General features: G+C 51.1%; 30 protein-coding genes. 25 read left to right on the forward strand and 5 right to left on the reverse strand.

Annotated elements, in window-relative coordinates; all coding sequences use genetic code 11:
- Window positions 1–21: 21 nt before the first annotated feature.
- The 19 genes from atpD to ACO0K4_RS03915 all read left to right on the forward strand — a co-directional run bounded on the left by atpD (window position 22) and on the right by ACO0K4_RS03915 (window position 16576).
- Window positions 22–1425 (forward strand): F0F1 ATP synthase subunit beta, encoded by a 1404-nt coding sequence (atpD, locus tag ACO0K4_RS03825; RefSeq protein WP_422955267.1) that lies wholly within the window; start codon window positions 22–24, stop codon window positions 1423–1425.
- A gap of 85 nt (window positions 1426–1510) precedes the next feature.
- The gene (locus ACO0K4_RS03830; RefSeq protein ID WP_422955268.1) at window positions 1511–1933 is read left to right on the forward strand and encodes a F0F1 ATP synthase subunit epsilon; all 423 of its coding nucleotides are present in this window, start codon (window positions 1511–1513) and stop codon (window positions 1931–1933) included.
- A gap of 141 nt (window positions 1934–2074) precedes the next feature.
- The gene (locus ACO0K4_RS03835) at window positions 2075–2494 is read left to right on the forward strand and encodes a CoA-binding protein (protein ID WP_422955269.1); all 420 of its coding nucleotides are present in this window, start codon (window positions 2075–2077) and stop codon (window positions 2492–2494) included.
- A gap of 32 nt (window positions 2495–2526) precedes the next feature.
- A complete protein-coding gene (locus ACO0K4_RS03840) occupies window positions 2527–3351 on the forward strand; it encodes a PPK2 family polyphosphate kinase (RefSeq protein WP_422955270.1) in 825 nt (274 codons plus the stop codon).
- 18 nt (window positions 3352–3369) lie between these two features.
- Window positions 3370–4140, forward strand: a complete 771-nt coding sequence (locus ACO0K4_RS03845; RefSeq protein WP_422955271.1) for an SGNH/GDSL hydrolase family protein — start codon at window positions 3370–3372, stop codon at window positions 4138–4140.
- A gap of 390 nt (window positions 4141–4530) precedes the next feature.
- Window positions 4531–5622 (forward strand): uroporphyrinogen decarboxylase, encoded by a 1092-nt coding sequence (gene hemE, locus ACO0K4_RS03850; RefSeq protein WP_422955272.1) that lies wholly within the window; start codon window positions 4531–4533, stop codon window positions 5620–5622.
- A gap of 449 nt (window positions 5623–6071) precedes the next feature.
- The gene (locus ACO0K4_RS03855; RefSeq protein WP_422955273.1) at window positions 6072–8123 is read left to right on the forward strand and encodes a primosomal protein N'; all 2052 of its coding nucleotides are present in this window, start codon (window positions 6072–6074) and stop codon (window positions 8121–8123) included.
- A 297-nt stretch (window positions 8124–8420) separates the two neighbouring features.
- The gene (locus ACO0K4_RS03860) at window positions 8421–8801 is read left to right on the forward strand and encodes a VOC family protein (protein ID WP_422955274.1); all 381 of its coding nucleotides are present in this window, start codon (window positions 8421–8423) and stop codon (window positions 8799–8801) included.
- A gap of 189 nt (window positions 8802–8990) precedes the next feature.
- Window positions 8991–9515, forward strand: a complete 525-nt coding sequence (locus ACO0K4_RS03865) for a cupin domain-containing protein (protein WP_422955431.1) — start codon at window positions 8991–8993, stop codon at window positions 9513–9515.
- Between the two features lie 43 nt (window positions 9516–9558).
- Window positions 9559–10077 carry a hypothetical protein gene (locus ACO0K4_RS03870; RefSeq protein WP_422955275.1) on the forward strand — a complete coding sequence of 173 codons (519 nt, stop codon included), beginning with the start codon at window positions 9559–9561 and terminating at the stop codon, window positions 10075–10077.
- 111 nt (window positions 10078–10188) lie between these two features.
- Complete coding sequence (locus ACO0K4_RS03875) at window positions 10189–10713, forward strand: dihydrofolate reductase family protein (RefSeq protein ID WP_422955276.1); 525 nt, start codon at window positions 10189–10191, stop codon at window positions 10711–10713.
- Window positions 10714–10799: 86 nt separating this feature from the next.
- Window positions 10800–11348 carry a DUF7010 family protein gene (locus ACO0K4_RS03880; RefSeq protein ID WP_422955277.1) on the forward strand — a complete coding sequence of 183 codons (549 nt, stop codon included), beginning with the start codon at window positions 10800–10802 and terminating at the stop codon, window positions 11346–11348.
- Between the two features lie 92 nt (window positions 11349–11440).
- Complete coding sequence (locus ACO0K4_RS03885; protein ID WP_422955278.1) at window positions 11441–11776, forward strand: hypothetical protein; 336 nt, start codon at window positions 11441–11443, stop codon at window positions 11774–11776.
- 904 nt (window positions 11777–12680) lie between these two features.
- Window positions 12681–13067, forward strand: coding sequence for a VOC family protein (locus tag ACO0K4_RS03890; protein ID WP_422955279.1), 387 nt, complete (start codon window positions 12681–12683; stop codon window positions 13065–13067).
- Between the two features lie 176 nt (window positions 13068–13243).
- Window positions 13244–13651 (forward strand): SRPBCC family protein, encoded by a 408-nt coding sequence (locus ACO0K4_RS03895; protein ID WP_422955280.1) that lies wholly within the window; start codon window positions 13244–13246, stop codon window positions 13649–13651.
- Between the two features lie 65 nt (window positions 13652–13716).
- Entirely contained in the window at window positions 13717–14349 is a 633-nt protein-coding gene (locus ACO0K4_RS03900; RefSeq protein WP_422955281.1) for a DUF2306 domain-containing protein, read from the forward strand.
- A gap of 96 nt (window positions 14350–14445) precedes the next feature.
- Complete coding sequence (locus ACO0K4_RS03905) at window positions 14446–15210, forward strand: hypothetical protein (RefSeq protein ID WP_422955282.1); 765 nt, start codon at window positions 14446–14448, stop codon at window positions 15208–15210.
- Between the two features lie 208 nt (window positions 15211–15418).
- The gene (locus tag ACO0K4_RS03910) at window positions 15419–15838 is read left to right on the forward strand and encodes a DUF1801 domain-containing protein (protein WP_422955283.1); all 420 of its coding nucleotides are present in this window, start codon (window positions 15419–15421) and stop codon (window positions 15836–15838) included.
- Window positions 15839–16018: 180 nt separating this feature from the next.
- A complete protein-coding gene (locus tag ACO0K4_RS03915; RefSeq protein ID WP_422955284.1) occupies window positions 16019–16576 on the forward strand; it encodes a GNAT family N-acetyltransferase in 558 nt (185 codons plus the stop codon).
- Between the two features lie 143 nt (window positions 16577–16719).
- Here the strand turns inward: ACO0K4_RS03915 and ACO0K4_RS03920 are convergent, their stop codons facing one another.
- The 3 genes from ACO0K4_RS03920 to ACO0K4_RS03930 all read right to left on the reverse strand — a co-directional run bounded on the left by ACO0K4_RS03920 (window position 16720) and on the right by ACO0K4_RS03930 (window position 18780).
- Window positions 16720–17145 (reverse strand): DUF2177 family protein, encoded by a 426-nt coding sequence (locus tag ACO0K4_RS03920; protein ID WP_422955285.1) that lies wholly within the window; start codon window positions 17143–17145, stop codon window positions 16720–16722.
- Window positions 17146–17204: 59 nt separating this feature from the next.
- Window positions 17205–18260: a polymer-forming cytoskeletal protein gene (locus ACO0K4_RS03925; RefSeq protein ID WP_422955286.1), complete on the reverse strand. Its 1056-nt coding sequence runs from the start codon at window positions 18258–18260 to the stop codon at window positions 17205–17207.
- 208 nt (window positions 18261–18468) lie between these two features.
- Complete coding sequence (locus ACO0K4_RS03930) at window positions 18469–18780, reverse strand: hypothetical protein (RefSeq protein WP_422955287.1); 312 nt, start codon at window positions 18778–18780, stop codon at window positions 18469–18471.
- A 347-nt stretch (window positions 18781–19127) separates the two neighbouring features.
- Between ACO0K4_RS03930 and ACO0K4_RS03935 the strand changes: the two genes are divergently transcribed.
- Window positions 19128–20183 (forward strand): hypothetical protein, encoded by a 1056-nt coding sequence (locus tag ACO0K4_RS03935; RefSeq protein WP_422955432.1) that lies wholly within the window; start codon window positions 19128–19130, stop codon window positions 20181–20183.
- Between the two features lie 58 nt (window positions 20184–20241).
- Here ACO0K4_RS03935 and ACO0K4_RS03940 read toward each other — a convergent pair whose 3' ends face one another.
- Together ACO0K4_RS03940 and ACO0K4_RS03945 are read right to left on the reverse strand one after the other, a co-directional pair.
- The gene (locus ACO0K4_RS03940; protein ID WP_422955288.1) at window positions 20242–20706 is read right to left on the reverse strand and encodes a hypothetical protein; all 465 of its coding nucleotides are present in this window, start codon (window positions 20704–20706) and stop codon (window positions 20242–20244) included.
- 101 nt (window positions 20707–20807) lie between these two features.
- Window positions 20808–20987: a hypothetical protein gene (locus ACO0K4_RS03945; protein WP_422955289.1), complete on the reverse strand. Its 180-nt coding sequence runs from the start codon at window positions 20985–20987 to the stop codon at window positions 20808–20810.
- Here ACO0K4_RS03945 and ACO0K4_RS03950 point away from each other — a divergent pair.
- From ACO0K4_RS03950 to ACO0K4_RS03970, 5 genes are all read left to right on the forward strand, one after another.
- Window positions 20986–21429: a LiaI-LiaF-like domain-containing protein gene (locus tag ACO0K4_RS03950; RefSeq protein ID WP_422955290.1), complete on the forward strand. Its 444-nt coding sequence runs from the start codon at window positions 20986–20988 to the stop codon at window positions 21427–21429. The genes ACO0K4_RS03945 and ACO0K4_RS03950 overlap by 2 nt on opposite strands.
- Entirely contained in the window at window positions 21426–22148 is a 723-nt protein-coding gene (locus ACO0K4_RS03955; RefSeq protein WP_422955291.1) for a LiaF transmembrane domain-containing protein, read from the forward strand. Before ACO0K4_RS03950 ends, ACO0K4_RS03955 begins: the two co-directional genes overlap by 4 nt.
- Before the next feature lie 71 nt (window positions 22149–22219).
- Window positions 22220–23320, forward strand: coding sequence for a sensor histidine kinase (locus tag ACO0K4_RS03960; RefSeq protein WP_422955292.1), 1101 nt, complete (start codon window positions 22220–22222; stop codon window positions 23318–23320).
- An 11-nt stretch (window positions 23321–23331) separates the two neighbouring features.
- Window positions 23332–24075, forward strand: coding sequence for a LytR/AlgR family response regulator transcription factor (locus ACO0K4_RS03965; protein ID WP_422955293.1), 744 nt, complete (start codon window positions 23332–23334; stop codon window positions 24073–24075).
- A gap of 414 nt (window positions 24076–24489) precedes the next feature.
- The gene (locus ACO0K4_RS03970; protein ID WP_422955294.1) at window positions 24490–26679 is read left to right on the forward strand and encodes a S46 family peptidase; all 2190 of its coding nucleotides are present in this window, start codon (window positions 24490–24492) and stop codon (window positions 26677–26679) included.
- Window positions 26680–26726: the final 47 nt, after the last annotated feature.

A 26726-nucleotide genomic window follows, 5' to 3' on the forward strand; every position in this document is an offset into this window, starting at 1 on the left:
AATATTATTGAAGGAACGAACATGGCTAATGGCAAAATCGTTCAGTGTATCGGCGCTGTTGTGGACGTTGAATTTCCACGTGACGCGATGCCTAAGATTTACGATGCCTTGAAAATGGAAGGCTCCGAACTGACATTGGAAGTTCAGCAGCAATTGGGTGACGGCATTGTCCGTACGATTGCTCTGGGTACGTCTGATGGTCTGCGTCGCGGCATGATGATTTCAAATACTGGCAAACCTATCATGGTACCAACCGGCAAAGCAACGCTGGGTCGTATTATGGACGTATTGGGTAATCCAATTGATGAATGTGGTCCGGTCAGCCGTGAAACCACTGCATCGATTCACCGTAAAGCACCTGCTTACGACGAACTGTCGCCATCGCAAGAATTGCTGGAAACTGGCATCAAAGTGATTGATCTGGTTTGCCCGTTTGCAAAAGGCGGTAAAGTTGGTTTGTTCGGTGGTGCTGGTGTTGGTAAAACCGTCAACATGATGGAATTGATCAATAACATTGCTAAAGCACACAGCGGCTTGTCCGTGTTTGCTGGTGTTGGTGAACGTACTCGTGAAGGTAATGACTTCTATCACGAGATGGCCGACGCAAAAGTGGTTGATCTGGAAAATCCAGAAAATTCCAAAGTAGCGATGGTGTACGGTCAGATGAATGAACCACCAGGTAACCGTCTGCGTGTTGCTTTGACTGGTTTGACGATTGCTGAAGGTTTCCGTGACGAAGGCAAAGACGTTTTGTTCTTCGTCGATAACATCTATCGTTACACTTTGGCTGGTACTGAAGTATCCGCGTTGCTGGGCCGTATGCCTTCCGCCGTGGGTTATCAACCTACACTGGCTGAAGAAATGGGCCGTCTGCAAGAGCGTATTACATCCACTAAAACTGGTTCGATCACATCGATCCAGGCCGTGTATGTTCCAGCCGATGACTTGACCGATCCATCTCCTGCAACGACGTTTGCTCACTTGGATTCCACCGTTGTGTTGTCCCGTGACATCGCTTCCCTGGGTATCTACCCTGCGGTTGATCCACTGGATTCAACATCCCGTCAGCTGGACCCACAAGTGGTTGGTACAGAGCACTACGAAACAGCCCGCGCTGTTCAAGGTACTTTGCAGCGCTACAAAGAATTGCGCGACATTATCGCGATTCTGGGTATGGACGAATTGGCTCCTGAAGATAAGTTGTTGGTGGCACGTGCACGTAAAATGCAACGTTTCCTGTCTCAACCTTTCCACGTTGCTGAAGTATTTACCGGTTCCCCAGGTAAATACGTGTCACTGAAAGATACGATCAAGGGCTTCAAAATGATCGCTTCCGGTGAACTCGATCACCTGCCAGAACAAGCGTTCTACATGGTAGGCACTATCGACGAAGCAATCGAAAAAGCGAAGAAAATGGCTGCGTAATATAAGCCTTAGGGTGTAACAAGCTGCGTAGTTACATAACCACGAGTTACACCCTTCGTTTTTTGATCGAATGAAAAGGTCCGATATGGCACACACTATTCACGTTGACGTGGTTTCCGCAGAAGAGCTGATCTTCTCCGGTGAAGCCGAGTTCGTCGCGTTGCCGGGTGAGGCTGGTGAGTTGGGTATCTATCCAAAGCACACGCCATTGATCACTCGCATCAAGCCAGGTGCGGTACGCATCAAGATCACAGGTCAGGCAGAAGATGAGTTTGTCTTCGTCGCCGGTGGCTTGCTTGAGGTGCAACCGGATGCGGTTACTGTTTTGGCCGATACTGCGATTCGCGGTAAAGATCTGGACGAAGCAAAAGCGAACGAAGCGAAGAAAATGGCAGAAGAAGCCTTGGTCAATAAAGATTCTAAAATTGACTACGCGCAAGCACAGGCTGAACTCGCAGCGGCAATAGCGCAACTGGCAGCAATTCATAAATTGCGTTCCAAGCGTTAAAGTTAAAGCAAGCTGATTGATGTAGGACGTCATCATCTTACTCAGCCAGCACGCAGTACAATAAAAAGGCAGCTCAGGCTGCCTTTTTTGTTTTCTTTTACGCTTAATCACGAGCAGACTAAATTTTGCGGAGGCTACACGATGTCAGAGCAGGCACAGATTGCGCAACTACTACAGCACAGCAAGGTCATTGCCATCGTTGGTATATCCGCCAATCCGCAACGGCCCAGCTATCAGGTGGCCGCTTACCTGCAAAGTCATGGCTACACTTTGCTGCTTATTAATCCGCTGGAAGCAGGCAACACGATCTTAGGTTTGCCGTGCTACGACAGCTTGACCCAGGCTATACAAAAAACAGCTATCCAGATCGACATAGTCGATTGCTTCCGTCGTTCAGAGTCGATACCTGACATCGCTGAAGAAGCGATTCTTGTGAAGGCCAAGGCGGTCTGGATGCAGCAAGGCGTAATCAACGAGCTCGCTGCTGATATGGCACGTAATGCGGGTCTTATGGTCATCATGGATCGATGCATCAAAATCGATCACATGCTGTTATCCTGATCAAGTAGAAACAAAAATCCACCGGAGTCTCCATGAGCGTCAGTCAGCTATTTCGCACTAAAGAAAAATTAGTTTTGCAGGACGACAATGCCTCACTGAAGTTAATGCCTGCCAGCAAAGACGCCAAGCCCGACAGTAAAGCCGCCGATAAGCTCGCTACGATAAAGATCGCGGAAGACATCTCCGCCATGCAAGAGATACTGTATGCAGAGAAAAAGCATAAATTACTCATTATTTTGCAAGGCATGGACACCTCCGGCAAGGACGGCACGGTACGCGGCGTGTTCGGTCAGATCAATCCCCTCGGCGCACGTACGGCGGCATTCAAGGCGCCAACGGCGGTAGAAAAAGAGCATGACTACTTGTGGAGGATCCATCAGCAAGTTCCGGCTAATGGAGAAATCGTGATTTTCAACCGCAGCCATTATGAGGACGTACTGATTACCCGCGTGCATGACTGGATTGACGACGCCGAATGCAAGCGACGTCTCGCACAGATAAGAGATTTTGAGAGAATGCTGTCAGAAACTGGCACGGTCATCCTCAAATTTTTTCTGCATATCTCAGCCAAAGAACAAAAAGAGCGACTTGAAGAGCGTCTGGCTGATCCGGCTAAAAATTGGAAATTCGACCCGCAAGATCTGGTCGAGCGTGGCTTCTGGGACAGTTATCAACGTCAGTACGAAAAAGTGATCATGGCAACCGATGCCGATCATGCTCCCTGGTATGTGATTCCGGCGGACTCTAAAACTCAACGTAATCTCGCCATTGCCAATATCGTGCAGGAAAAATTAGTCAGCCTGAAATTAAGCTATCCGCCAGGCAATCCGGAATTAAGCAAAATCAAGGTAGTCTGAGCCATGCTGAGTGCCTATATGGCTGAACTGATCGCATTACCCCTGCTACCGTTGCTGAGCTGGCAGGGCAAGCGAACCAGAGCAAATACACCACGCTTACCCGAGGCAAGCGGACTACCCCACGGTCTTTGCAAGTTCACAGGAACTAACAATGCAAACTACCAAACTCTGCGACTCATCAGCATCGGCGAATCGACGGTTGCCGGCGTCGGTGTAGATACCTATGAGCAATCCATCACCGGACAATTTGCACATCAGTTATCGACCCAGCTAAAAACCAATGTTGCCTGGCAGGCGCTGGGTAAAAATGGCGCAGACATCGCCGAAGGAATCGCGACCTTGCTGCCGCAATTACCGGACGCATCCCCGAACCCTGACATTTTGCTGATTGCCTTTGGTGTCAATGACACGACGGCCTTCAGATCGAATGCGGCTTTTCGCACGAACCTCACGCAATTGACAGATGCACTAGAGAAGCGTCTCTCGCCTAAACTCATCTTGATTTCCGGCGTGCCGCCTATGCATGCGTTCCCGGCTTTGCCGCAGCCCCTGAGAATGGTACTGGGGCTCAAAGCCCGGTCACTGGATAAGGTGGCTCGCCAGCTTGCCAAAGAGCGGCCCGGGCTGCTACACGTGCCCACCACTCTCGATATTCAAGATACGACTTTGATGGCGCACGATGGCTATCACCCGTCTGCTAAAGGTGCACAGGCATGGGGTCGGCAATTGACAAATGCTTATTTAGACGCGCAAGCAAACCCGGCAATCAATAGGGGAAAAAATCCTTAAGCGAAGAAACTTATACACATTCTGAATAAGTAATTTATTTTCATAAATAGAAGCTATCGCAATAGTCCAAAGGAAATAGTGAACAAAAACAATGTGTTAAGGAGCAATATTCATTGCTTACTTTATTAATTGGATTGAGCGACTAGCTTGAGTAAATCTATCCACAAAGTTATCCACAGTTTCTTTGCTGAAATTTCCATGAAAATCAGCCTCGTTTTCAAGAGATTGTGTCAGATCAGATGCCAGCGTCCTGTGCATAGGCGATAATGTCGGTTTACCGCAATGAATCTGCCAACTTGTCCAAACCTGTCGCACATCCGGCATGGATTTCTTAGTTTGTAGCAACGATCTGCGCCCGGCATTCCCGCATCTGTTTTATCGAAAGTATTTATGTCTACACCCTTTGCTGCACTCAAGAACGACACGTTTCTCAAAGCCTTGTTACGCCAGCCGACCGACTACACGCCTTTATGGCTAATGCGCCAGGCAGGCCGCTATTTGCCTGAGTATCGTGCCACGCGCAAAGGTGCCGGATCCTTCATGAGTCTGGCAAAGAACCCTGATTTCGCGACCGAAGTCACGATACAACCACTGGACCGTTTCGAGCTCGATGCTGCGATCCTGTTCTCCGACATCCTGACGGTGCCGGACGCCATGGGCCTCGGCTTGTATTTTGAAGAAGGTGAAGGACCTAAATTCGAACGTCCCCTCAAAGACGAAAAAGACGTCCTTGCTTTAAAAGTACCGGAGGCAGGCAGTCTGCAATATGTGTTTGACGCCGTAACGCAAATCCGCCGCACCTTGAATGGCCGCGTTCCCCTGATTGGTTTTTCCGGCAGTCCGTGGACGCTCGCTTGCTATATGGTCGAAGGGCAGGGCTCGCGTGAGTTCCACACCGTTAAAACCATGATGTACAAGCGTCCCGACTTGATGGAGCACATCCTCAAAACCAATGCGACCGCCGTTGCCAGCTACCTCAATGCGCAGATTGACGCCGGTGCCCAAGCCGTCATGATTTTCGACAGCTGGGGTGGGGCGCTGGCAGACGGCGCCTATCAGCGTTTTTCACTGAACTACATGCAAGACGTCGTCAATCAGTTGCAACGGGAAAAAGACGGTCAGCGTATTCCGGCGATTGTATTTACCAAAGGTGGCGGATTATGGCTGGAGCAGATTGCCGGCATCGGTGCCGACGCGGTCGGCCTCGACTGGACCGTGAACCTCGGACAAGCCCGCGCCCGTATCGGAGACAAAGTCGCTCTGCAAGGCAATCTCGACCCGGCTGTGTTATTTGCCGATCATGATCAGATTCGTCAGCAAGTCATCAGCAGCCTGCAAGCCTACGGCACACCTGATGCAGGTCACGGTCACGTATTTAATCTGGGGCACGGCATCTCACAATTCACGCCACCGGATGCGGTGAGTGTGCTGGTCGATACCGTGCATGAATATAGTCGCCAGCAGCGCCAAAATATAGCGTAAACCGTAAATCAGGCACTTATCAGGGATGGTAAATTCGCCATCACAAAATGATAAGTCTCGGGATCGCTTGATATTTCGTCATGGTGCTATGCAACACCTACTATTCATGCGCCTGCCAGCCCATTATCGCTGGCAGAACCAATGAAATAGACGCAACAAAATCCTCATTTACATGCACACTTTTCGTTAGTTATGCACAAATATGAGGAGAATAAAAAAATCGCGAAAATTTATTTTCAAGCCTTTATGTGATTTTGCAAGTCATTGATTTTAAAAGAATTTATTTTTGCTTTTAGAATGGGCAGTTTATTGAAACCCGCATAAAACCTAGCGCAAAGCCATGTCAATACACCTTTGTCCACAAAGTTATCCACAGAATCTGTGGATATGTCAAAAAGCACTTATGAAACCGTTAGTTAGCGCACATCCTCACGAGTTACATTAAGTTCGTGGAACATTGCATCCTCCAAATCGTGCTTGACACGCCTCTCGACACCAGCTTCGATTATCGATGGCTGTTGCGCGAAACTGGGGCGGATTCCGACGTCTCCGCCACGCCAGCCACGCCCCACATTGGGCAGCTTGCGCTGGTTCCGTTTGGTCGCCAGCAAGTCATGGGATTGATCGTCGGCATCAGCGACCACACCGATGTTCCCGCCAGCAAACTTAAAGACGCGCTCGAAGTCCGCACCCAACTCGTGCCTTTGCCACAGGCCTGGCTGGACCTGTGCCGCTTTGCTGCCGATTACTACCAGCGACCGCTGGGCGAGGTTGCCTTGCCCGCTTTGCCAAAAAATCTCCGTGCTGCCAAAGTCGGCTCGCTGGAGCGCAATCTCAAAAAAGTCGCCAAAGACGCCACGTCCCAAGACAGCAGCCCCAACCCGGAACCCGCGCTCAATGCCGAGCAGCAACTAGCGGTCGATGCGATCGCCAGCGCCCGGAAGTTTTCCCCGCATTTGCTCTACGGCGTCACCGGTAGCGGCAAAACCGAAGTGTATTTACAGGCAGCCGCCAAAGTGCTGGCGCAAAGCCCCGATGCGCAAGTCCTGATTCTGGTGCCAGAAATCAACCTCACACCGCAATTAGAGAACCATCTGCGCCAGCGTTTTTCAGGTATCCAGATCGCCACTTTGCACAGCGGCATGGCCGAAGGTGAGCGTGTGCGTCACTGGTTGTCGGCCCATTTAGGGCAAGCCCGCATTATTCTTGGCACGCGTTTAGCGATCCTCGCGTCGGTGCCCAACTTAAAAATGATCGTGATCGACGAAGAGCACGATCCTTCTTACAAGCAACAAGAAGGCTTACGTTATTCGGCCCGCGACCTCGCCGTCTGGCGCGCGCGTCAGCTCGATATTCCCGTCGTCCTCGGCTCCGCCACGCCCTCGTTAGAAAGCTGGCTGCATGCCAAAACCTTGCGCTACCGCAAGCTCAGCCTGACCGAGCGTGCCGTCAAAGACGCGGTATTACCTGTCGTCAAGATCATCAATACCGAACACGAAAAACCCAGCGAAGGGCTGACGCAACGATTAGTTACCGCCATCCGCCTGCGTTTAGAGAAAGGTGAGCAATCACTACTATTTCTAAACCGGCGTGGTTATTCCCCCGTCATCGCCTGCGATGCCTGCGGCTGGATCAGCAACTGCACCCGTTGCACAGCGCATCTGGTCATGCACAAACTTGACCGCAAACTGCGCTGCCATCATTGCGGCTTAGAACAACGCATCCCAAGATCCTGCCCGACTTGCGGCAATATTGACTTACAACCACTAGGTCGCGGTACCCAGAGAATCGAAGAAAGCCTCGCTCAAATTTTCCCCGAGGCAAGAGTATTTCGCATCGACGCCGATTCAACCCGGCTCAAAGGCAGCGCCGAAGCCGCCTTCGACACCGTGCATCGTGGCGAGGTCGATATCCTGATCGGCACCCAGATGGTTGCTAAAGGCCACGACTTTAAAAACCTCACGCTGGTCGCCGCGCTCAATCCCGACTCAGCCTTGTTCTCGCAAGACTACCGTGCCAGCGAGCGCCTGTTCGCCCAGCTCATGCAAGTCGCCGGACGCGCCGGACGTGCCGCTCGCAAAGAAGGCGGCAACCTCAGCGAAGTCCTGATCCAGACCCGCTACCCCGACCATCCTCTGTACCACGCCCTGATGGCGCACGACTACGACAGCTTCGCCAACGACCTGCTTGAGGAGCGTGAGCAAGCCAGTATGCCGCCATTTATTTACCAGGCCTTGCTACGTGCCGAAGCCAAAGAGCTGCAAATCGCCCTCGACTTCTTGCATCAAGCCGCCGCTCTTGCTACCGATCCCGGCATCACCGTCAACGACCCCATCCCCATGACCATGACCCGCATCGCCAACGTCGACCGTGCCCAGCTACTGGTCGAATCCACGTCCCGTCCCGCCTTGCAATACTTCGTCAAAAACTGGATCAACGACCTGCGCGCCCTGAAATCCCGCGTCAAATGGTCGGTCGAGATTGATCCGGTCGATATTTAAGGCAGATTTACGTTTTGTAAATTGATCTGCCCCGACGCGCAACACTGGCGCGGGTCTTCAGGCACATGGCTGGAAACCCGCATGGACAGTGCGGATTGAGGCAGGTTGCGGATAACACCATCACCATGCTCTTTTGACCTCACTACACGGCATGCGTAGAATGCGATACATAGCAGCGACGTCCCGGTGATCTTCTAATACGCTTCCAATAAGTTTGCGACGAGGTTCCAATAACAAGCGCTGCCGCCCAATCATACGCACACGCCAACGCAGTTCAGCAATGAGAGGAGACGCATCATGCCAGCGCTTGATCACATCATCATGAAGGTCAACGACCTCCAGAGCAGCATTGCCTTCTACACCGAGATTCTTGGATTTACCGCCGAGGACACTGGCGGCCCGTTCACGCTGATCCAGGTGAACCCCGAATTTCAGATCCAGCTCGCCCCATGGGGAACCCCTGGCCTTGAGCACTACGCATTTGCGGTCTCACGCGACGATTTCACCAGCATATTCCAGCGCATCCAATCCGCCGGCATCGCCTACGGTCCGACATTCCATGCCGTCGGCACGAACACCGGACCCGGCGAAGAATCCGGCGCACGAGGCCGTGCACCAACGCTGTATTTCAACGACCCAAACAAGCACCTGCTAGAGATCAGAACATATGACGAATAGTTGGGTCGCGTAGTCACCGTCACACAATTCTCGTCGCACCGTGTACAAATGAGTACAACAAAAAGAAGCAATCCGCATTAGCAGTCTAGGGAAGTTGCCTCCGTATTGCTGATTTTGCACGAACATGTTAACGTCGGTTTTTTACTTTTAAACAAGTCAGGCGTCATCTGTATGCGCCCAGAGAGAGTCATGAATTCACGTCCTTCATTCATCGTATCGACTGGCGACTTGCCAGAACGTAGCCACATCTATCCGCAAAGCAACGAGGAGATGGGTCCGGTTCGTGCTGCTGGCCGCGCCGCAGGTCTGGTCCGTATTGGCATCAACCTCCAGCACCTGCCACCCGGCAAGCGTTCTTCATGGCCTCATGCTGAATCAGATGAGGAAGAGTTCGTCTACGTCATCGATGGTGAGGTCGACGCCTGGATCGACGGAGAACTTCATCCCATGCGCGCGGGTGACCTGGCAGCCTTCCCCGCCGGCACGGGAATCAGCCACTGCTTCATCAACAACAGCGAGAAAGACGCGTTACTCCTGGTCGGAGGAGAACCCGCAAAGCCCACCAATCGCATCGTCTATCCACTAAATCCCTCGCGCCGCGCAGACCTCAAGCCAGCCGACTGGTGGCACGATGCACCGTCAAGAGAGCTAGGAGATCATGATGGCCTGCCAGATCAACTGCGTGTTTCAAATCTATCGGGTAATGCCGTCTGATCCTTTCTTCGACACTGACGCGCCGCGTCAGTCAGGGAGCAATATGTCCGAACCGCACGATCTTGAGGATTGGTTGAATCGATGGGATATGCAATCTGTTCCGGATCTCGACGATAAGGTTCGAGAATGTGAATTCTTCTTTGAGTTGCTAACTGCAGAGGGAGATCGTAATAAATTCAGATGGTTCTTGTCGGGATTCCTGAATGCCGCTTATAGCTTCTTTGAGTCCTCAGCGCTTACCGCGTATTTTCGCTATACGGACCCGGAGGGCGAGTCTCACGAAGATGATGAAGGATTGGCAGTACTGAGTCGTCACGTGAAGGTGACGCAGAACAAGAAGAACCCGATTTTCGTAAAGACGGCAGGTATTACTCCACTAACAAAACAGCTCTACGATATTCGAAAGAAGAATACGCATCACTTTCCTCTTTCGATCATGGCAACAGGCGCTTCGCTACCAGAAGACTTTCATCTTGGTAGTATGCAAGGCGAAGGTATTCCTGCAATGCCATTTTGTCGAGACGTACTCCATTTGATCCGGATTGTCTATGCAGATCAATGAATAGGCGAAAACCTCGGATAAGTACGATTAGCTTCGCCTAATCGCACTTATTTGCTATCCCCCACCAACCTCAAACCTTAGCCAGAAATCCGAACATGAAAGCGGACAATCATGAGTAAAGTATTCGTCAACATTGGACTGAGCCTTGATGGCTACATGGCACCGGAGGGCATGACCATGAAGAATCCCGGATATAAGAACTGGGGTGCCAAGTGGGGTGCGTTGATGACCTGGCTTCTCAATACGCAGTACTTCCGCGAAAACCTCAAGTTCGGACCTGGGGGCGAGACTGGTCCGGTCAATGACCTGGTGCGCACCACCACGGAACGCATCGGTGCCAACATCATGGGCAAGCGCATGTTCGACCAGGGCGAGGTCGCCTGGCCGGAGCGCGCTCTGGTGCTGGCGCGGGAATCCGCAGGCAGCCGTGATATCCGCATCGCGGGAGGTGCCGATGTGATCCAGCAATACCTGAATTTGGGTGCCATTGACGAGTTGGAAATCGCCCTGGCACCGGTGTTTTTCGGTGGTGGACGGCGGCTCTTCGAGAACCTGCGCGAGCCCGGGCCGCAGTTTCGCATTGACAAAGTTCTTGATGGTTCTGCTGCCACACACTTACGCTATGTGCGTCAGTGAAATTGAACAGAGATCAAAGCCGGAACAGCGATGCGCACGCGCCCTAGCCATCCGTTCACCATTACCACCGATCACAGGAAGAATTAATGAAACTATCTGTCACCGAAGAGCAGCAACATGAGATGCGCTACGCCCACTATGACGGCGCGCCTGGCGTTTTGGTATCGGGCTTAGTCTGGATTGCTGCCGCGTTGGTGTGCTATCAGCTCGGCATAAACAAGGCCGTATGGACTCTGCTCATCGGCGGCGCATTCATTTATCCCCTGAGCCTCCTTGTGACAAAGGTGATGGGGCGTCCCGCGAAGACAAGCAAAGACAACGCGTTGAATCAGCTTGGCATGGCGTCGACAATTTGGCTGATCCTTTGCTGCGCTATGGCCTATGGTCTGTTCCTGCTAAAGCCAGAACTATTTTTCCCGGCAATGATGGCAACGATTGGAAGCCGCTACCTGATCTTTGCGAGCATCTACGGCAGATCAATTTTCTGGGTGATGGGCGTGAGCCTGATAGTCGCTGCAAATCTCGTCTTGTTCTTAGCGATAACACCTGTTGTAGCCGCAGGGCTTGGTGGATTGATTGAGATGCTATTTGCTGTCCTCGTGTTTTCAAAAGCTTCCAAGCCAGCGGTTTTATAATGAAATCAAGCGGACGCCCGATGTTGTTCCTCGCTCAAATCATCATTGGTGGCGCGCATTGTTTATGTCGTCATCAGACCTTTGGAAAGGGTATGCAATTGATTCGAATGGTAACTCTGGTGGCTCTTGTCGTCACAGCGCAGATGCCTGTACAAGCAGTCGCCCAGACTTTGGGTTACTCCGATGCAGACAATCCAAGTCAGGCGGTAGGGATGATGAAAACCAACGTCTTTTCGGCTCAGGTGTTATTGCGTGAGTGCTCGGCACGATTGCCGGGGCAAGCTGTTGATATGGCTGGTCAGCTAAAGTGGTGGCAGACGGTGGAGGCACACGACATCGAGAGAGCTGAACACTATTGGGCTGAAATGGCCGAGAAGCAGCCTGCATTTCGAGAGCAACTCGTGCAAACCGAAGCTTACCTAAAGTGAAATTTCACGCTTATCGAGAAAATGAACCCGAGCAATAAGGTCTATGCCGTGTCCATTTTTTGCCGTCAGCATTTCGCCTCTTTAGTTGACATGAATAACCAACATAATTTTTCATTCATGCCTGACGTTTATATCGACTTACAACTTAAATGATAAGAATTAAAATATTATGCGCATAAAATTTAACCTGTACCTTCTGGAGATAGCCGTAGTATGTATTGGGATTTTCCTGTCCGTTGGTGCATATTTTGTCGGCAAACATGTGCTTCGTATTCCGCCTGCAGAGTTGACTTACGTCTCAATAGCCGTATCTGGGCTTCTATTCGTTTTGGGTCACGTCTATAGCCGTCTCAAAGATAGACGAGACGGGAAGAGAAAGCGAGCTCAGGAACTTTTCCTCGAATGGCATTCGAAAGACATACGCGATAGTCGAATCTTCGTAAGTCGCTGGATTGAAGCTAGGGGGGAGTCAAACCTTCAGGCACTCAGAACTCTTGAAACTCTAGCCACACAGGCATACATTGACGGCGAAAGTTGGAAACCAAATACATCAATAGACAAGCATCCGTTAGATGATCCGGAGGCGAAGGAATTCCACTTTTTTAAGATCTATCAATTCTTTGAGAGATAGGCTGCCTTGATCGATCAGTATGACATCGACCCGGATCTAGCGAATCGCTATATGTCGTCCTACAAGCCGTGGTATCTGTCCACGTTTGTAAGACACTGGTACAGATTAGAAGATGACCAATGGATTAAGGCAAGCCTTCATAATATTCTCCTTAAGGTTTTTGCTGTCCGTGTTGATACCTAAGCCTATCAAGCGGACTTCCGCCAGCAGATTAGTACGTACCTCATAAACACCCACCGCTTCAAATTAACTAACAGAACTCAGGAGACATACATGAAAAGAGTCACAGGTATCGGAGGAATCTTCTTTAACGCGAATAACCCGGTCGAATTGCGTGCCTGGTACAAGCAGCATTTGGGGATTGATGTGCAGGAGTGGGGTGGTACGGCGTTCACCTGGGCTGATGCCGCGGGCAATCCGACGAACGGGACGACGGTGTGGTCTATCGGTGCTGCTGATGGGTCGCATTTTGCACCCAGCAAGTCGGCCTTCATGATCAATTACCGCGTCGAAGATCTGGATGCTGTGCTTCAGGCGCTGCGGGATGAGGGATGTAATGTTTTGGAAAAGGCGGACGATTCCGAGTATGGCAAGTTTGGCTGGGTCATGGATCCCGAGGGGAATAAAGTCGAACTGTGGCAGCCACCTCCGGGACAGTGAGCACCATGGCTGCGCGCCAAATGCCGGAGCGTGATCGCTTGTCCGGAATTACCACGCTTGGTATTAGGTTTGGCGGGTCACGGCCTGAGATGCAAGCCCAAGCTCTAGTTGATAGCACATAGAATTTTTCTAACGATCCCGGCACTTTTTTTAGTTACTAATCATAAGGAGACACCATGAAAATTACTGTAGAAACCATTGTCAACGCTCCCATTGCTAAGGTCTGGAGCGCGTATACAACGCCCGAGGATATCAAGCAGTGGAATACGGCGTCTGAAGACTGGCACACAACCAAGTCCAGTGTCGATTTGCGTGTTGGCGGCGTGTTTTCCTCACGTATGGAGGCAAAGGACGGTAGCTTCGGTTTTGACTTTGCCGGAACCTATACCAAGGTCGTGCAGAACGAATTAATTGAATATGCCTTTGGAGACCGCACGGGGATTGTCGAGTTTGCCCCTGCCTCAAATGGTGTGACAGTACGCGTGAGCTTCGATGCAGAATCCGAACATTCAATCGATCAGCAGCGTCACGGGTGGCAGGCAATTTTGAATAATTTTGCCAAGCATGTCGAAGCGCATCAGTGACCTAGTCACATCCGCTTACAGGTAATTCCGGAGTACGGATCTCTCAATTTATTCTTCATATATCCTTGAAACTATTCGGTTCGGTCTGCTTCTATATTCTTGCCTTTGGCATCGCAGGCTATGCGGCCTTTGCCTATGGCTTTATGCCGTTGGGGTCGCTGGTTCATCCTGACATGACGCTTAATTTTCTTGCGCATAAGACGGGTATTTATCTGCATGTATTTGCATCGCTGATTGCGCTATCGCTTAGTCCATTTCAGTTCTCTGGCTGGCTGCGGACAACCCGCCCACGGTTGCACCGCTTTATTGGCCGTATTTATCTCATTGGCGTTACTCTGGGTGGTCTGTCTGGTTTGTATATGTCAACATTGGCTTTCTGCGGACTGGTTGCTAAACTCGGCTTTGCTTGTCTTGCTGTGTGCTGGTTATTGACAGGCCTGCGCGCTTTCCAGACGATCCGCAGGGGTGTAGTACAAGAGCACCGCAAATGGGTCGTCCGTAATGTTTCGCTTACGCTGGCCGCCGTTACCTTGCGTATTTATTTGCCGTCGTCGATGATCGTTGGCATTCCCTTTGAGATTGCCTATCCCGTCATCGCATGGCTTAGCTGGGTTCCAAATTTGCTGGTAGCGGAGTGGATGTTGACCGGGACGTATCGCAATTTATCTCAGCCTCAAGCATTCCGGGGTTCTGCTTAATCCAACTTAGCGAATAAAACCATGTCTTCAGGCGAGATTCACCTAATGCACCTTATACACCTTATACGTCGATGGAAAAAAGCTGCATTCGCCTGCATGCTTTTGAGTTCAGTTTTTTGCTCATCAGCTCATGCTGCGGAGTCTGTCTCGGAATTACCCAGGCATCTGCTGATTGCCCGCGAACTGGCTGAGAATATTAAGCCTGCGAATAATCATTACAGTCTGGGTGGCCAATCGGTCGGTTTTCCCGGAGATGTATTTTCCAGCGATTATGTGATGCGGGCGGATTGCTCGGGGTTTTTGCTGGCGGTGATTGAGCGGGCGCATTATCCGGTGCGGACTCAGCTTGCTTTTTTGAACTGGACGCCGAGCAAAAAAAGGCCGGTTGCTGAGGATTTTGTTTTTTCGATTGAGACCGGTAAGGGCTTTCAGCAGATCAGCGATGTGCGCCTGATACAACCCGGCGATGTACTGGCGCATGCGATGCTGAATGCCGGTGACAAGGCGCAGACCGGGACCACAGGGCATGTCATGTTACTCGACAGCGCGGCCAAAAAAATCGAGCCGCGTAATCCGGTTGTTGAGGGCACCGAGCAATACGAGGTCGCGATCATTGATTCCAATGCAGAGTATCTGGGGGCGGACGACACACGGCTCGCTGATCCCGCGAATAAAATCACCGGCCTGGGACGCGGCACGATACGCTTGTATGCAGACGCCGACGGTGTGCTGGTCGGCTGGGCGAGAAACTTTAAAAATACCAACCGGTTCTTTTCTTACACACCCAGATTTCCATCCGATACCAAAGAGCGTAAAGCGGCGATCGGACGCTTGATCAGCCAAAGGTCGGGCGAGCATTGATCAGTGCTGATTCCAGCATGCAAGGATGCGTTAATTTTGTCTGGAAAAACTTGATTAAGTTGCTACAATTGTTTGTCTTGTGTAGTCCAGTGGATCAGCGAATCTGTGCAATATCCGAGATGCCCGTCAGATCCGTTTGCGCTACAGCATCGCCATCGACATTGATTCCGTACAACCAAGAGACACCCTGAACTTCAAAGCTGAGCACATGAAAAAATCAGAACCGGACGACAGCCAGTCAGCATCAGAACTCATCTCAAAAAGAATCACCGAACTCGGCGACTGGCGCGGCGAAACCCTAGCCAGAGTGCGCGAGCTGATACGGCAAGCAGATCCTGATGTCGTTGAAGAGTGGAAGTGGATGGGTACACCAGTCTGGTCGCACGACGGCATCATCTGCACTGGCGAATCCTACAAAGATAAAGTGAAGCTGACCTTTATGAAAGGTGCGTCACTGCAGGATCCGGTCCATCTTTTTAACGCAAGCCTCGACGGCAACGCACGCCGCGCGATCGATATCCATGAGGGTGAAAGAATTGACGAATCTGATTTCATGACACTCATTCGCCAAGCGGTCGCTTTCAATAGTGCGGGTAAGTCAAAAGCACCGAAGAAGGTCACATCCTGAGAGTTTGGGTGTGCGGATGTGCTATAGACGGATCTGCTCAAGGTGACGCGCGTGTGATTACGTTATCCTAATCGTCCCTATGTTCTGAATAAATCCGGTAGCGATACTGTCTATTGAAAATCGGGCAATCATCGCAGCAGAATAAGAGCTTCCAAAAAATTTAATCGAGACCAGATATCCATGCTAGCGTTCAACAACCTGCAACTAACAACCGAGCGACTGCATTTGCGGCCTTTGTGCATGGACGATGCGCCTGCTTTGTTCGGGATATTTTCTGATGCGCGGATCATGACGTATTGGAGTACGCCGCCGTGGACTACGATGGAGACGGCGACTAATCTGGTGGAGCGAGACCTGAAGGCCTTACCTGCTGGCGAGTATTTGTCGTTCGGGATTGTGCGGGTAGCTGATCAGCAATTGCTGGGGACTTGTAGCTTGTTCCGTTTCGTTGAGCAATGCCGGCGGGCTGAGATTGGTTATGGACTGGCTTATGATGCCTGGGGACACGGGTATATGCATGAAGCGCTGACGGCGCTGGTGGACTATGGGTTTGCCGCATTGGACCTGAACCGGATTGAGGCGGATATTGATCCCCGGAATACGGCGTCGGCGCGTAGCCTGGAGCGGCTTGGTTTTCAGCGTGAGGGTTTTTTACGTGAGCGCTGGTTTGTCGATGGGGTGGTGTCGGATTCGGCGTTGTATGGTTTGCTGTTAAGTGACTGGTCAGCGCGTAAGTGAGATCGTACAGCGTGGCCGGGATCGGTTTTGTCTCTGAAAGCACATATACTCTCCCTATGTATATTTTAAACTCCTAATAAAACAGTGCGGATTAAGGCATGTGTATAGAGAAATGATGGGGAGTATATGAATTGGCAGATTTTTTAAGCGTCTGCATCTTTGATCAGGCGACCCGCCGCATAGCCCGCAATACCGGCAACCGCGCTGGCAACCGCACCCCATAAGATATCAATCACCGTCAGCGATGCCGACCAGCCATGCAAGGTGGCGAGGTTGCTGAGGTCGTACGTGCCATACGCCACCGCGCCAAGCAGCGCGCTTAAACGCATCGCCTGTTGCCACTGACGTGTGCGCAATGCCGGAGCGATGGCGAATACCAGCAGGCCGAACAGATAGACTACATAGAACGCGACGGCTGGAATGAGCCTCGGTTGGGCCAGCATCAGCGATCCCAGTTCCGCACGATAAAAATCGATGGCAAGCACCGTCAGCCAGACAAAATCACAAAGGCAAAATACGACTGCCGCCACGGCGTAAGCGAGCAGGTATCGGCGCAGTGAGCTTGTCATGGCGGACTTTACTTGTGATGGATCGTGGCGGTTCTTTAACCGATTGTTGACTGGATTCCTCAGGCGAGTTCGGATTCACGCTTGAGACGGCGTACCACCTCCCAATCTAATTCGGTGTCGCGTTTTTTCTCCAGGGCGTCGATGTGTTTGAGCTTTTTGTCCTCGACAAATTTACCGGACAATAAGTGACGCGGCTTGGTCGGTGCAGACACAAAGCCCTGAGTCGGCCATAGTGAGCGGCGCAACGTGGTGCCCGCCAGAATTCCGAAGTCGTCACCGCTGGTGATGCCTTTTTCTGCTACGACAGATTCGCCAGCCTTGATGTAACGCGCTGCATAGATGGTCGCTTTGGTCGCGATCCAGCGACCGGCGTGGATCTCGCCGTTGAGGCTGCTGATCTCGCCTGTAGCGCGCAGGCTGCCCCAGGTGCTGATGTCGCTCTGACTGATGATGGCACCGGTTTCCAGATTACCCTGACAGGTGACGTTGCCTGCAAACAGGCTGCCGGTAACGGTGATATCGGTTTCGCTAAAGACTTCGCCTTTGCAATTACCGTCGCCTGCAATCAGGATTTCACTGGCGCTGAGGTGACCGCCGATGTACTGGACTTCGATTACATCGAACACATCGTCGAGCTGCACGCTGCCGTGGCAATCAAGCACGTCACAGGCAAGATAACCGAGTGCCTGAATATCGCCGAAACCGCCAAACATCTCATGATGGGCATCGCGTTGCAGGATCGCCGGATGTACGAATTTATCCATGTAGCTGCTGCCGTCTTTGCTGGCTTTGGCCTGATCGAGTTCCAGCATGCGTGCCATCCATTCGGCGCTGCAACCGGTCTTTAATAAAAATTCGACTTCAATATCGCCGCCGCAATCGAGCGCCTGACCGACGTAGAGCGACTGGACGCGGATATTGCCGGTAACAGTGAGTTTGCCCAGACAAAAGACTTCTTCTGCTTCGAGATCGCCGTCGACCAGCAGGTCGCCACCGACCAGAAGCTGGGTCGCAATGATCAGGTCGCCTTGAATATGCACGTCGCCAGTGCTGGCGAATTGCTTACGTTTCAGGCGTTTGGATTGAAAAGGAATGGGAGCGATCAACTTGGACATAGCGACTTTCGAAAGGCAATGAAGTCGCTATTATCCTCGCAGCGTGCGGCAGTTGGGAAGTTTCGTGCAGCGGGAATTTCTAAAAGCGCCTACTTGGGGGCATCGCGTCGTTTTGCTGGCATTTTTTTATTCTCGCAATACCACGGCTAAGCAAGTACTGGTGTCGCCGGTCTGAGCTTGAGCGCAATGATAAATTCAGAGTGCGTGACTAAATCTTGATGGAAAAGTGTTGCAGTTGTTCGCCATCTTCGCTGCGGCGTGAGGCCCGGCGTCTGACGGTTTTGGCACGGGTATCGAACATGACAGCGACCGACGAGGGTGCTCTGTCGTTGCGACGGCGATCACCGCCCTGACGACGGTCGCTGCCGCTGCGCAGGCTGCGGATGACGTCGTTTGCTTCGTTTGTATTGCCAGCTCTGGCTTGCCTTTCACCGTTGGCTGGCGGTGTTGTGTCGCTGCTAGCGGTTCTTTGATCCGATGGCTGAACCTGGGTAACGCGGGTGAAGGGAAACAGTTTCATACTACTCTACTAAAGGTGTTGCGCAACATTGCTTAAAGAATTAGCACCTCTAACGACAGAATTAGCGATAACTTGAATGATGTTTTAGTGGAAATACCCAAATAAGGACGAAGTTAGCGGATTTTTCCTATCAAAAAAGAGTGTTTCGATAGATTTTATCCGTGGTGCGTCGTCGCACGGCACTGATATCAGGATTGTCGATTACAATGCGCTAGCGCAAAATTAACGCTGCTATGGCAGTGTTTTTCATTTCCACATCATCTATGTTTCAGGCGAGAGCCGCGACGACATGTGATGTGAAAAATGGACTGATAGACCGACTTCTGGTACCACTTTTCATTATGACCATGCACCTTCAAGACCTCCCCACGGATATTCACGGCAGTTTGCCCGAGCAGGCCATTGCCACGGCGACCCGTCATATTGCCGATATTCTTGCCCTGGCGATCGAGCATGGTTCCGGACACAAGGCGCTGATTGTGGCCGATAGCGGCTGCGGTCTGACGCTGGCATTGAGTGAGGCATATCGACGTTGTTTACCGGATGCACAGTATGTCGATTTTGAGCAGGTCAGTCCGGATGAAATACACGCGATTTTTGAAACCATGGCGCCGTCTGATCTGGTGGTGCTGGTACAGACCACGAGTTTTCGTCTTGATGCTTATCGGGTACGGGTCGAATTATTTAAACGTGGTTTGAAAGTCATTGAGCATTTGCATCTGTCACGTCTGACGCAGCAAGAGGCGCTAATTTATATCGACAGTCTGGCCTATGATCCTGCGTATTTCCGCGGCGTTGGCCGGGCACTGAAGAACAAGATCGATCGTGCGCAGAGCGCCGTGGTGGATAGCGGCGAGGGCGCGCGTCTGGTGTTCGCTTCGCCTCTGGAGTCTGCCAAACTGAATATCGGCGACTATAGCGGCATGACAAATGTCGGCGGACAGTTTCCGATTGGTGAGGTGTTTACCGAGGCGCAGGATCTGGAGGCAGTCAGCGGTCGCGTGCGGATTTTTGTATTTGGCGATACCAATTTTCTGGTCAATAAACCTGCTAAACCGATTACGCTGATTGTGGCCCGGGGGCGTGTCGTGGATGTCGAGGATTCCACACCGGAGTTTGATCAGGTACTGGCAAATATCCGTGCGGTGGAAGGCGAGGTCTGGCTGCGCGAACTGGGATTCGGCTTGAATCGCGCTTTTTCGGCGGAGCGCACGGTGTGCGATATCGGTACCTATGAGCGCATGTGCGGCATTCATCTGTCGCTAGGTGCCAAGCATGGCGTGTATAGCAAGCCGCAGCTCAAGCGCAAAGACTCACGTTTCCATGTCGATGTGTTTGCCGTCACTGAGACGGTATTGCTGGATGATGAAGTGGTTTATCGTGACGGTGCCTGGATCGCATAAATCCGGAGCATTCTTCACTGCGTATGCTTATAGGTAATAGACGTATCGAGCAACTATCTCAAGTGCGGGTATGACGCAACAAGAGCAAGATCCGCTTGTGAATGTTCAGCATGCGCCTGTTCCACAGCCGGTTGTCCTGCGCTTTAAATGTGTGCAATGAGCGCATGTCCTTGATCTTGTCGTAGATATTTTCAATCAGCTTGCCCGTGGGTTTGCCTGCCCAGCTTGCGAGGTCACTTTTCTCTATTCCTTCATACGCCGGAATCGCATGGCGTTGTACAGAGTCAAAATCAAAGCCGCTCGCATTCAGGCGATCAAACACCACCGTAGAAAACGCCGGGATCACATCGGCAGGCGGCACCTTGTCTTGTACCACGCGAAAACATAGGCGGGAGTTCTCTTTGATCTCTTCGATCAGCGCGCGGACCTCACCTTTGTTTTTGGCACTCACATCCCGGAACCACTGCATTGCTTTCGCCGCAGTCGAGATGACGTTTAAAAATGGCAGGATATTTTCTATCATAGGGCGCAAGGGGGAAAAGTCAGCTTGAGCATAGCTTACGTAAAGATGATTTGCTTGTCTATTGGCGACGCCAGTGCGCTGTATATCTGGTGCTAGCCAACTTAGAGCACGTCATTCACCGATTTTTCGCCGCTCACCGAAGCACTGCTGTCACTCGCCGAAATCCGCGAGACATTTGATTCGCCAGCGATTATCTTGAGCCTGTCGACGCAATAAGCCAATAACTCAATTCTGCGGAACTTGCCAACAGCGAGCCGCACACGGACAAAGGAAGGAATCATGATGTGCTCTGATATAACGCAAACCAAGTTACAACAAACCATAAACGATGCCCGCAATGAGAAGCAGCGCGAATATATCGTCTGGGGTATCGCACTGATCGCCGTCGGTAGTCTGTTTTTTCTGGAACGCCTGGGCTTACTGGATTTACGCCCCTACATCGGCGACAAAATCCGCTGGTGGTATTGCTGGCCGCTGTTAGTTGCTCTGGTTGGTGTGGTGAAAATGCTGAGCGCCAGTACCTTTGAACAAGTCATGAAAGGCACCACACAAGTCATCATCGGTTTATGGTTATATGTCTGCCTGACCGAATTATGGGGCTGGACATTCAGAACCAGTTGGCCGATCATCCTCATCGCTTTCGGTGCAAGTACCTTGATCAGCGGTATCTATAATCTGACGAACAAATCAACTACAAATTCTGACAAGGAGTCACAATCATGAGCCGCTCATCTAACTCACATAACCAACGTCGCGTCCTGTTCGGTGCCATCGTCGTGATCTTTGGTGTACTGGCCCTGGTAGATAATCTGCACTGGTTCAATGCCCGCGACTATATTCAATTCTGGCCTATGGTGTTCATCGCGTTTGGTAGTTTAAAAATATCGCAAACCCGTAATGACTCCGGTTATCTCGTCGGCGGCGCTTTGGTTGCTGCGGGTGTGCTGATGACTTTATCGAACCTGGGTATTGTGTATTTCCGTATCCGTGACTGGTGGCCGATGTTTATCATTATTGCCGGTCTGGCCGTGGTGTTTAAAGGTGTACGCAAGCAAAAAGACAATAGCAGCAACGGCTCTGGTATCTCCGGTTTGTCCGACATGAGTGCCATGACGGATACCACGATTGATGCAATCGCTTTCATGAGTGGCAATAATATGAGCGTGGTGTCGCAGGATTTTCGTGGTGGTGAGGCGACTGCTGTGATGGGCGGTGTCGAGATCGATTTACGTCAGGCATCAATACAGTCAGAAGCGGTATTGCAGGTCTTTGCGATGTGGGGCGGGATTGTTTTAAAAGTACCGGCAGACTGGACTATCGTCAGCAATGGTATTCCTATCATGGGTGGTATCGATGATAAAACCGTACCACCGATGGCACCAACCAAGCGTTTAGTGATTGAAGGTTATGTAGTCATGGGTGGTGTCGAGATCAAAAACTGATCAGACAGTCACTCATCCGATAATGCAGACAAGCGCAACGACTGCTTTTTTAACTCACTCGCCAGACCATCATGATGAAACCGATGACCTCGACTATGCGTAAGCTGATGTGGTATCTGATGGCATGGCTGTTGGTGGGTGTGGTGATCGCTGCGCTGCTGGTGACGACGGCGAATACCAGCTGGCTGGCGGGGCTCGGGTTTGCAATACCGGTGAGTCTGATTTACGGATTTGTAGCTGCATCTGCTTACTATGTCTGCCGCTCTCTGCCCATGGCGAAGCGGCAGTTTTTTTTGACACTGCTGATCTTCGGCGGAGCGTCTCTGATCTCGGGGCTGATGTGGCTGGCGCTGTGCTATGCCTGGAATTATCTGGCCTTCGCTTTACGTCAGCTGATTGGTTTCGGACCTGTTGCGGGCAGCATGACGTTGTCAGGTAATCTGATCCCGGTGACATCGCAGATGTCGGTGATGTTGTTTGCTGCTGGTAGCTGTCTCTATCTGTTGTCAATTTTTGCCCATGATGTAGTGATCGCTTTTGAGAATGTCCGTCTGGCAGACCGTCGTGCTGCCGAGTCGCGGATACAGGCCAGGGACGCGGAATTGCAGGTATTACGTACACAGATTAATCCGCATTTTTTATTTAATAGTCTCAATTCCATCAGCGCACTGACCTCGCTTGATCCGGCTGCCGCACGCAATATGACGCTGGAGCTGGCGCAGTTTTTTCGCCAGACTCTGGCGTCCTCTGAGAAAGAACTAATTTCTCTTAACGAGGAGATCCGTCTGTGTGAACATTTTCTGACGATAGAAAAAATCCGCTTCGGTAAAAAATTGCAAAGCGATATCCAGATAGCCGATACCGCCCAGACTGCCTTGTTGCCACCGATGTTATTGCAACCGTGCATAGAGAATGCGATCAAGCATGGTATTCGCGATTTGACCGAGGGCGGCGTCATCGTCGTGCGCGCGCTGATCAGGGGCGACTGGCTACATATCACGATTGAAAATCCGGTCGATCCGGTGCCTGGCGACACGGTTGGCAATGGGCACGGCCTCAAAAATAGCCGTCTGCGTTTACAGTCTATGTACGGTGATAAAGCCCGTATCAACTGGACCCGCAGCAATGACACTTTCCTAGTAGAGATCGCCGTACCACAGGCGGTTAACTGAGCTGAGCGAATATGATGAACCCGATACAAGTACTGATCGTTGATGATGAAGAGCTGGCGCGTCGCCTGATGCGCGAGTACCTGAGCAAGCATACAGATATCGTCGTGATCGGTGAGGCCGAGCATGGACTCGATGCCGTAAAACAGATCAACGCACTAAATCCGGATCTAGTGTTTTTGGATATCCAGATGCCCAAGTTGACCGGACTGGAAGTGCTGGAGCTGACGGGGCGACAGTCCGGTGTGATCTTTACCACGGCTTATGATCAATACGCGCTGAAAGCATTTGACCTCCATGCGATTGATTATTTGCTCAAGCCGTTTTCACAGAGTCGCTTTGACGAAGCGCTGGCACAGGCGCGTAAATCACTCGGTCAGGCAGTGACGCCGCAAAGCATCGCGATCCAGCAAATGCTGACCGATACCAGCAAGCAGCTTGAGCGGATCTTGATCCGCGACCGCAGCCAGGTACATGTGATTCCTGTTGATAAGCTCGAATATGTCGAAGCGCAGGATGATTACATCAGCATCGTCAGTGAAGGAAAGTCCTACCTGAAAACCCAGGCGTTATCCGAACTCGAAGCCCAGCTCGATCCGGCAAAATTCGTACGGGTACATCGTTCTTATCTGATCAATATCGAGCAATTACAAGGCATTGAGCGCTATACCAAGGACAGTCATGTCGCGCTGATGCGTTCTGGCAAACAGATTCCGATCAGCCGGACCGGCTATGAGCGGATTAAGGACATCATGTAGGCGCAGCCTGAGGCAGAGGCCCGCTACTGAATGTTGCGTAAATCAAACGCCCTGTATGCATAACGGGGCGCTGAATGGCAAAAAATGCGGGAATAAAAATGCAGGGAATCTGGTCGTTCTGACCTGGCTTGCTGGCGGCAGCCTAAGAGTAATTATTTTTTGAATAGTTCAAAAAAATTATCAGGAAACGCGAAAAAAATCAGTTTCCTCGTCAGACTGACAATAAACTCAGGAAAACAAGCTCATTATCCCGGTTTTTGCATCGATTCCACATGAAAAATCAGGTAAATCAAATGTAAGTAATTGTATTGACTTCATTGTTTGGCGAACTGATACTGCGATGTTATGAATTTGAGACCTTCAATTTCACACCTCTTTGTTTAACAACAATCCCATAAAGATGTCGAGACCCAGATGAAAAAATCACTCGTATTAATGACGGCAGTCACTACGCTGACTGCATTAAGCAGCGCCATGAGCGTCGCTTATGCAAACGAAGGCATGTGGATGCCACAACAGTTGCCAGCAGTCGCTGCGCAATTAAAAGCGGCTGGTTTGAAGCTGGATCCGAAAACCCTGACGAAACTGACGGAGTTCCCGATGGGCGCGATCGTCAGTCTGGGCGGTTGCTCCGCGTCATTCGTATCGGATCAGGGTCTGGTCATCACGAATCATCATTGCGCCTATGGCAGTATCGCGCAAAACTCCACACCGGAAAAAAATTATCTGGCGAACGGATTCTTGGCAAAAACATTGGCAGAAGAATTACCGGCTCAGCCAGGCAGCCGCGTTTTTGTCACGACGGATGTCAATAACGTCAGTACCAAAATCATCTCACCTGAAGTCGCCAAACTGGCAGGTAAAGCACGTGTAGATGCAATCGAAAAAAATGAAAAAGCTCTGGTTGCCGAATGCGAAAAAGACGCTGGTCACCGTTGCAATGTGTATCCCTACTATGGTGGTCTGGAGTACTACCTGATCAAGCAATTAGAGATCAAGGACGTACGTCTGGTGCATGCACCGGCTGAAGGCGTCGGCAAGTTCGGCGGCGATACCGACAACTGGATGTGGCCACGTCACACCGGCGATTACAGCTTCTTGCGTGCATATGTCAGCAAGGATGGCAAATCCGCTGATTTCAGCAAGGACAATGTGCCTTACAAACCAAAGCATTACCTGCGTCTGGCGAAAGACGGCGTTAAAGAAGGCGATTTCGTGATGGTCACTGGCTATCCTGGCCGTACTAACCGTCACCGTTTGCCATCAGAAGTATCAAACACATTTGACTGGAATTACCCTGCCTATGTGAAAGCCTCCGGTGAACAACTCGCTATCATCGAACGCGAGACCAAAGGGAACGAAGACAAAAAACTCAAATACGCAGGCATGGTTGCAGGCGTCAACAATTACTACAAAAACCGTCAGGGCATGCTGGATAGCTATGCTGGCAGCGACTTCCTGGTACGCAAGCAAAAAGAACACGCTGCGTTGAAATCCTGGGTCAATGCCGATGCCGGACGCAAGCAGATGTTTGCGGCTGATATCGATGCAATCGAAAAACTCATCGCCGAACGCGATGCAGAAAATCGCCGTGATTTCTTGCTGGCATATTCTTCACCGCGTTTGCTGAGTTCAGCCCGCAGCCTGTATCGCCTGGCTAATGAATCCACCAAACCGGATACAGAGCGCAAATCAGGCTTCCAGACACGTGACTTGCCACGCTTTAAAGCAGGCGTTGCTGCAGTTGAACGTAGCTACGACGAAGCGGTGGATAAAGCCTTGGTTCTGAACTTCATGACGAAGTATGCAGCGCAACCGAGCAAGGACCGCAATGCGAATTTTGATGCAGCGATTGGCATCAAAGATGGCATGAAAGAAGCCGACATCAAAGCATTGCTGGACACGATGTATGCAGGCAGCAAACTCGGTACCAAAGAAGAGCGCGCACCTTGGCTGGAACGCAAGCCAGACGACTTCAAAGCAAGCAGCGACAGCTTCATCAAAGTTGCCGTGGCGATGTATGACGAGAGCCTGAAGCGTGAAGCCCGTGACGAAGAAATGTCAGGCAAAATCCAGCAAGCCTATGCGAACTACATGAAGGCAAAAATCGCTTTCATGAACAGCAAAGGCCAGGCTGTATATCCAGATGCGAATAGCACGCTGCGGGTAACCTTCGGTAAAGTTGCCGGTCGTCCAAACGGTGCCGATGGTACTAGCTGGACAGCCTTCACTTCCTTGCATGGCATCACGAAAAAAGCGACTGGCACGGGTGAATTCAATGCACCTCAGAACCAACTCGATGCAATCAAATCCAGTAACTTCGGTGCAGACAGCAAGTACTACGACGCTAAGCTGAAATCGGTTCCGGTCAACTTCCTCGCGACCTTGGACATCACTGGCGGTAACTCAGGTTCTGCTGCATTAAATGCAAAAGGCGAACTGGTCGGCCTGGCATTTGACGGCACGCTGGATTCCATCATCTCTGACTGGGATTTCAATGATGCGAACACTCGTGACATCCAGGTGGATTTGCGTTATATCTTGTGGGAAATGACGAATGTCGACAAAGCAAACAACTTGCTTAAAGAAATGCATGTCGAATAAATCTGTTTCCTGATACTCAAAAATGGACATCGTTTGGTGTCCATTTT

This window comes from Undibacterium sp. RuTC16W, from assembly GCF_049339445.1.
GTDB lineage: Bacteria > Pseudomonadota > Gammaproteobacteria > Burkholderiales > Burkholderiaceae_D > Undibacterium.